General features: G+C 67.6%; 4 protein-coding genes and 2 pseudogenes. 1 reads left to right on the forward strand and 5 read right to left on the reverse strand.

Annotation, left to right across the window (positions count from 1 at the left end; all coding sequences use genetic code 11):
* The first annotated feature begins 171 nt into the window (after positions 1–171).
* Complete coding sequence (locus tag DAT35_RS12655) at positions 172–1494, forward strand: O-antigen ligase (protein ID WP_158501673.1); 1323 nt, start codon at positions 172–174, stop codon at positions 1492–1494.
* 208 nt (positions 1495–1702) lie between these two features.
* On the opposite strand, the pseudogene DAT35_RS12660 reads toward DAT35_RS12655, so the two are convergent.
* The 5 genes and pseudogenes from DAT35_RS12660 to DAT35_RS12680 form a co-directional block, all read right to left on the reverse strand.
* A pseudogene (locus DAT35_RS12660) lies at positions 1703–2328 on the reverse strand (pentapeptide repeat-containing protein).
* Positions 2329–2430: 102 nt separating this feature from the next.
* Positions 2431–3063 (reverse strand): hypothetical protein, encoded by a 633-nt coding sequence (locus DAT35_RS12665; RefSeq protein WP_108067187.1) that lies wholly within the window; start codon positions 3061–3063, stop codon positions 2431–2433.
* Positions 3064–3074: 11 nt separating this feature from the next.
* Positions 3075–4748 carry a hypothetical protein gene (locus DAT35_RS12670; RefSeq protein ID WP_108067188.1) on the reverse strand — a complete coding sequence of 558 codons (1674 nt, stop codon included), beginning with the start codon at positions 4746–4748 and terminating at the stop codon, positions 3075–3077.
* 131 nt (positions 4749–4879) lie between these two features.
* Entirely contained in the window at positions 4880–5866 is a 987-nt protein-coding gene (locus tag DAT35_RS12675; protein WP_158501674.1) for a DUF2381 family protein, read from the reverse strand.
* Positions 5867–5957: 91 nt separating this feature from the next.
* Positions 5958–7381, reverse strand: a pseudogene (locus tag DAT35_RS12680) (hypothetical protein); the annotation flags it as partial.

The raw sequence follows: 7381 nt of genomic DNA on the forward strand, positions 1-7381 counted from the left end.
GCCGCCAACCCGCCTGCATCGAGGCATGGGAAGACATCGGGCTGGAGGAGGAATCGCCTTTCGGACGGGAGCGTCCGCGACCCATGGTGCTCGCCGGCCCCCGTGCGCAACGTGGGTCGGCCGTTCGAATGAGCAGGCTCCGCACAGGGGGAAGGGTCCAGGGGAATGGGAATGGGAAGCAAGGAGGAGCAGTGCCAGGATCGCTGGGCCTTCGGCTTCCTGCTCGCGTTCCTGGCCGCCATGTACATCAGCCCGGGTGAGTGGATTCCAGGGCTCGAGCGGTGGCGCCCGGCGCTGCTGACGTCGGCGCTCGCCACCGGGTTGATGCTCCTGGGACGCATGGGGCGCCGGGAACGGGTGTTTGTGGATGGCCCGCGCGGGGGTCTGCTCATCTGCTTCTGTGTCCTGGTCTTCGCGTCCATGAGCTGGTCGCTGTATCCGGACGCCACGCGCTTCGCGGCGGTGGAGCTCCTCAAGTGGGTGTTCGTCTACCTGACGCTGGTGAACCTGGTGACGACCGAGCGGCGCCTACTCCTGGCGTGCCTCGCCCTCATCGTGGGCTCCCTCGTCACCTCGCGCGGTGTCATCGCCTGGCACTTCGCGGGAGTGGACATGGTGGAGGGCTACCGCGCCCGCTGGGTGGGCGTGTACGCGGACCCCAACCGCATGGCGATGAGCGTGGGCATCATCGTGCCCCTGGCGGTGGCCTTCGTCGTGCGGCGCCAGAGCCCGTGGATGCTGCGCGTGGCCTGTGGCGTGGCCGCGGCCATGGCCATCGCCGCCATGGTGTTCAGCTACTCGCGCGGCGGCTTCCTGGGGCTGGTGGCAGCCGCGGGCACATGGGTGCTGCTGGAGCGCCGTCTGGGCCGCACGATTGTCGTCGCAGCCGTGGCCGCGGCCATGCTGATGCTCTCACCGGAGAGCTTCTGGGCGCGCACCCGCTCGGTGTCGAGCTACGAGGAGGATGCCTCGGCGATGAGCCGAGTGCAGGCGTGGACCGTGGCCTCCCGGGTGAGCCTGGAGCATCCGCTGCTGGGCGTGGGGGCGGGCACCTTCCCCTATGCGTGGCGGCTCTATGGGCCGGTGGAGTCCCAGCGGGCGTACGCCGCGCACAACATCTTCCTTCAGGTCATCTCGGACCTGGGCTTCGTGGGACTGGGACTCTTCCTGGCCTTCATAGGGTCGGCGCTCGGGCCGCTGTGGACGCTCGCGAAGGACAGGGAGCGAGGCTGGCTGTCCCGGGCCATCGCCGCGGCGGTGGTGGGCCACCTGGTGTCCTGCCTCTTCGCGGGCTTCCTCGTGGCCGTGCACTTCTATGTGCTGTTCGGCCTCGCGGCCTGCGCGGAGCGGCTGGCCCGTGCACGGCAACCGGCGCCCGCGGAGGGCTCATCCAACCTGGCCCCGGCGGCTCCCGTGCTTGGAGAGGACCCGTCGTCCTCATGGGAGGCGGAGGCGGATACCGCCTCCGAGCGCATCTCCAGCCAGCAGCGGTGAGTGCCCTACTGTGGCTCGCCGAGGAAGTAGATCGAGTTCTGTCCGTTAGCTCCAGCCGCTCGTTTTCGATTTCCTTGTCCTTGAAGACAACCTTGGTGAAAAGCATCCGCCGCCCTTTCAGAAGGTGAGCATCCGGAAGAACTCCCCGGCCATCCGCCTGCCGTGCCACGCCAGATTCGACGCCGTTCCGGAGAGAATCTCGCCTGCGTCAGTAGACGATGCAGTCGAACTTCTCGATGACGGCCTTGAGCGCTTCCGGGGTGGTGTCGAGTTCCTTGGCACTAGAGGGAGCGTGTTCGGTCAAGGCCACGGTGGAGCGTGGGTGCTTGTGCAGCTTCTCGATGACGACACGACCAAAAAGGTCCGGCCATTCAACGCTGTTGAGCTCACGGCTCCTGCCGATGGGATCCAGGATGGTGAAACAGGGCCACTTGGGAAACTGGAGGGTGCGGGTGTCACAGCCGTGGAAACGGCAGCCGTTCAGGCGGGCCTCGGTGAAATCGCAGTCCTCAATGGCCCCGTGCTCCCAGCCAGTGCCGTAGTCGGGCCAGTGCCCGAAGTCGCACCCCGTCAGCCGCCCCTTGAACCGGCACCCCTTGAGGGAGGCCTTCACCCATTGCTGGTGGTTTTTCAGCTCCTGCTTCACCTCAATGGTGCAGTCAATGAACCGTGCCCCAACGATGATCAGGTTCCTGGCGGAGACCTTCAGAATGACGGTGCAGTTTCTAAGCAACAGGTTGGGGCCAAGGAAATAGAGCGAGTTCTTGTCCGTCAACTCCAGCCGCTCGTTTCAATCTCCTTGTCCTCAACGATGACGTTCTCCAGCCACCCCATGGCCGCCCCTTTCAGAAGGTGAGCATCCGGAAGAACTCGCCCGCCATGCGCCGGCCATGCCGCGCCAGATTCGACTCCGTTCCGGAAAGAATCTCGCCGACGTCAGTAGACGATGCAGTCGAACTTCTCGATGACGGCTCGGAGTTCCTCGGGGGTGGTCTCGAAGCGCTCGGCAGCGGAGGGAGCGTAATAGGTCAAGGCCTTAGTGGACGCCGGGTGGGTATGCAGGTTGTCCACGACGATATCCCCAAAGCTCCCTGGCCATTTGACACTGCGTAGTTCAGGGGCTCGACCAATGGGATCCAGGAAGGTAAAGCAGGGCCACTTGGGGAAGCGCAGGGTGTTGACGTCGCAGCCGTGAAACCGACACCCTGCCAGCCGGGCCTCAATGAAGTCGCAGTCCTCGATGGAGCCATGCTGATACCAAGGCTCACTCCCGTATTCGGGCCAGTGCCCGAAATCACACCCCGACAGGAGCCCCTTGAACCGGCAGCCCTTGAGGGAGGCACTTATCCAGCTCTGATGGTTCTTGAGCTCCTGCTTCACCTCGAAGGTGCAGTCGATGAAGTGGGCTCCGAGAATGTGCAGGCGCCTGGCGGGCACCTTCAGGACGACGGTGCAGTTGCGCAGCGTCAGGTTGGGGCCAAGGAAGTAGAGCGAGTCCTTGCCCGTCACCTCAAGCTGCTCGTTTGCCATCTCTTTGTTTTCGATGAGAACGTTCGTGAGCCACCCCATCGCCGCCCCTTTCAGAAGGTGATCATCCGGAAGAACTCGCCCGCCATGCGGCGACCGTGCCGCGCCATGTTCGACGCTGTCCCGGAGAGAATTTCGTACTTATAGCCGCCCGGCGCGAGGTCAACCACATCGAGCCCCTGGTGGTTGAACTGAAGGAGCCCTCGGAACTGCGCTTCCACCTTGGCATGCACGAAGCGACCCCGGGCCTCTCGCTCCAGTAGCCGTGCCAGCCAGTACTCGCCCTTCTTCATGGCCTGCTCTATGGCGTCTTTTTCGTTCGGCGAGAGCCTGTGGGGTCCCCACTCGTTCGCGACCTTGGTAACAGCATCTTGGAGCATGTCCCCCACCTTGTCCTCAGCAGGAATATCCGCAGCCGACTTGCCGCGTGGCACGTGCCAGCGCTGGCCATCGCTGAGTTCGACCTGCCGGTTGCCGCCCCGGTGACGGATGACGGTTTCTGCGGAGCGGCCCCCTGGGGCCGTTTCCCCCCCACCCACCCGCCCCTTCTTGAGCATCACCACGGCCATGGGGCCCTGCGGTGAGGTGGCCACCGTCTCCGCCGTCGCCACCGCCCTGGCCAGAGCCCCCTCCGTCGCGAGCGCCGCCTCCGTGGCCTCCAGGTGCCCCATGACGGCCGCGCCACCCTGCGCCTCGAATTGCGCTCCCGCGAGGTTGAATCGCGGAAGCGACTTCACCCGCGCTGCCACCTGCCCCAGCGTGTGCCCGGCGAGCGTGGACACCGCCAGAATCATGGCCCTTGCCGCGTCCTCGCCCAGCACCTTGCTGAACTCCTCGCCCGCCGCGCGCAACTCCTCGAAGGTGGTGGCGTGGTACGCCGTGTCGGCCATTCGGGCCCAGCCGTCCATCAGCTCGTACACCGTCTTGAGGCCCAGGTACCCCATCAGGATGAGGGTCATGCCAGCGGCCAAGGCCTTGGTCGTCGGCTCGGGCACCACCCACATCATGCAGTAGAGGGCGACCGTCCAGACGACCATGGAGACGAGCGCCCGCACATCCAGCAGCTCTCGCCCCAGCGCCGCACGCGTCTCGTCGAGCACGTTGCCGAAGGCCAGCGCCAGGGCGAGCGTGCGTCGGTCGTCCGTGCGCAGGTACGGGTCATCGTCCAGCAGACCCAGGCAGTCGCCGCCGCCCCGGGGCTCACACCACTTGAGGTACTTCTCCTTGAGGGCCTGTTCGGCCTGGGGGGTGAGGATAACCGGGCCCTCCTGGCGCTCGAGTATCCAGGTGACGCCCTCGCCGCGGTGCTGCTCCAGCTTCCAGTAGCCCGTCGCTGCCACCTTGGAGTCGTCGGGTGGCGTCCCCAGGAGGCTCAGCAACTCATGGGCGGCCTGCCGTGGCGTCTTGTGCTTCAGCCGCACGTCGCGGGAGAGGCGCAGGACGGCCTGCTGGAACTCGGCCCTGGGAATGGGCACCGGCCTAGTGGCGACGGCACCGGGCTCCATGAAGTCCACGACGTACACCGTGGCGGACTCGAGCCCGGGCTCCGCCGTAGCCTCCACACGCTCTTTCGGTGCCGGTGGCGGCGTGAGCGAGTCGGAGCGGGAGCTGCCCCGTGGGGTGCCCGTGGCACACGCGAACTGGAAGAGGACGATGAGGGCCCAGGCGCCAAAGCTGGGGCCCAGACGCATGCCCGTAGGGCGAGCGCGAGGAAGACGGGTGGACACGGCGCACCTCCTGAAGCGACGCACCCAAAGCCGTCGCTCCGGAATTACACGGAAATGCGGATACGCCCGTCAAGACACCGGGCAGGTCGTGGGCTGGAAGATGCAGTGGGTTGGGACACCGTGGCAACCTGTCAGCGATTGTCCGGCTGCTGGATGTGCGTTGGCGTGTCCTGCCCCGGAAACACTACGCCCTTTACAGTGATGGTGCGCGGCCCATTCGCCTCGCCCAGCCGGAGGAGGAAGGACCCCCGCAGCTGCTTCGCCGTGGCCTCCGCCACCACCGTGAGCTGGCGCTTTTTTCCGGGCGGAAGGGGCTCGGACGGCCATACGTGCAGCACCCGCAGCCGCACGCCCTCGGTACTCACCAGTTCCGCCCCTTCCACTCCCTCCGCCGTCCAGAGCCTGGGGCCTTTGTTCTCCACCTCCAGTTCCACCGCCACCAGCTCGGCGTTTTGTGCGCGGTAGCTGTAGGCCTGCTGCACCTCCAGCGCTTCACCGGGGCGCTGGGTGATGTCGGCGGTGATGTTCCGCACCTCGACGCCCTGGCCTCCTCCCACCAGCCCGGTGTCGAACAGGCCCTTGGAGCTCTCGGGGCGCTGCCCCTCCACGCGGGTGCGCTCCAATGCCAGCGCTTCCTCGCACCGCTCGGCCCGCTCGCGCTCCTGGAGGGACTCCAGCCTGTACGACTCGCCGGAACGCGGCTTGCGGTATACCCGCACCTCCTGCTCGGCGCGGGTGGGGTGCACCACCAGCCGGAAGGTAACGCTCCCAGGCACCGCGCCATCCGCGAAGCGCACCGTCACCGTCAACGGCCTGTCCAATGGCAGCTCACCCGAGGGCAGCAACGTCACCACGCCCCGCGCCTCGTTCACCGCCACCGCTACCCAGCGTTCGTCCTCCACCACCACTCCGCCGGGCAGCAGCTGCGCGTTGAACACCAGGTTGGTGAGGTGGTCGGGACTGACGCGCACCGGGTGCTGCTGCCCGGCGTTGTCGGCTGTCAGCTCCAGGAGACGCGCGACCGCGGTGTCCCACGCCTCGGGGGCGGGCTGGGCCGTGACGGGCGTGGCGGCGAGAAACACGAGCAGGGGGACAATGGCGGGAAGAGAGGCGGACATGGGCAGGAGAACCTCCGGAGTGGCCAGAGTAACAGGGACTTCCGACGTCGGCCTCCCCGTTTGCTCCTCGCCCGCGTACCGCATCGCCGCTCTACTCGAAGCTCTCCACCTTCGCGAGGTACGCGACTTCCCGGACCCTGGCGGTGTCCTGTCCGCTGCCGGGCTGCTTCGGCATCCCCCTGTCCTCTACCCGAGCCGACTCCCCTCTCAATTCCAGGCAGACGGGGTACGTGTCACCACCGGGCGCGTGGGCCTGGGTGAAGCGGCCATACACGCGCTCCTCCCCGAAGAGCAGCTGGCCGGAAAACTGGGTGCCCTCCGGCAGCTTGCCCCAATCACCTGAGTCAAGGACCAGCGTGGCCGCCCCAGGACGCACGGTGGTGAATTTCCCGCCAGCGACGTGCCCCAAGAAAGAGACAGACGCCGCATTGGCGGTACCGCGCAAGCCCAGTTGCTTCATGGACTCCACGGCGCCGGGAGGGCACTCGGCGCGCTGCGGGGCCGAGAGCCCTGCTTGGGGCGAGGGCCGCACCTGGGGAGTGGTGGGGCCGACGCACCCGGAGGCCAGGGTGCAGGTGGCCGCGACCGCGCCCACCGTGCCGACCACACTGCTCGTCTTCTTCGGCTGTGGCTTGGGCTGCTGGGGGGCGGGAGCCTTGGCGGGAGTCTTCACGCGCGTGTCCTTGGAGGGCGTCGCACGGGCGACGGGCGCAGGGGTTGGCGCCGCTTCCGGCGCTGCGCCACCGTCACCTTCCGGCCGCTTGCTCGAGGGCGCCACTTCCTGGCCACCCAACTCCAGGGTCACGGGGTAGAACTCCGGCGGTAGGTCCGCTCGGGGTGCCCCTACTGGTAAGGTGAGGATTTCGGAGGCACGGGGTGGATGCATGACGAGCCACACGCCCAGGCCCAGCACCCCGAGCACACCGGCGGCCAGGAGCGCCCGTCGCGAGCGCGTGGCGGGCCTGGCCGGTGCTGGCGGCGGCTCCGTTGCCACGATGAGCTCCTCGCTGGGAAGCGGCGCCGTGTCCACAGTCAGGGCCGTGGGCGATGTTTCCTCCGTGGCCACCGGTGCGGCCGGGGGCGCGGCGCTCTCCGACTCCTCGCGCGAAGCGGGCACCACCCGGACCTCGTCCACGGGAGGTGCCCGAGACGAAGCGGGCTCCACGGCGGGCGCGGGCGGCGGCTCCACCTCCCCGGGTGGTTCCTCTCCGGCCGAGTCCAGGGTGGACACCTCGTCCGGCGGACGTGGCTTGCCCCGCATGGGCCGCTGCGCGTAGGAGGCCAGGCGCTCGTACAACGCCAGCAGGTCTCCTCCCGCCCACATGTCCTTCTGCCGCTCGGTGGTGGCGTGGTGGGGGTCCCACGTCTCGCACAGTGGCACCTCCCATGTCTCGTCCGCTTGCTTCAACGCCTCTTCCAGCGCCGCGTCCACCGCCCGTGCGTCCGTGTACCTCTCCCCGGGCTGCTTGCGCAGCATGCGCTGGCACACCTCACCCGGCGCTCTCGGCACCCGCG

The sequence above is a fragment of the Vitiosangium sp. GDMCC 1.1324 genome (assembly GCF_003044305.1).
Taxonomy (GTDB): domain Bacteria; phylum Myxococcota; class Myxococcia; order Myxococcales; family Myxococcaceae; genus Archangium.

Bases quoted from the DNA above. Each gene is read 5' to 3' on its own strand.
- DAT35_RS12655 (WP_158501673.1), top strand. From the start codon at position 172: ATGGGAAGCAAGGAGGAGCAGTGCCAGGATCGCTGGGCCTTCGGCTTC.
- DAT35_RS12665 (WP_108067187.1), bottom strand. From the start codon at position 3,063: ATGGGGTGGCTCACGAACGTTCTCATCGAAAACAAAGAGATGGCAAAC.
- DAT35_RS12675 (WP_158501674.1), bottom strand. From the start codon at position 5,866: ATGTCCGCCTCTCTTCCCGCCATTGTCCCCCTGCTCGTGTTTCTCGCC.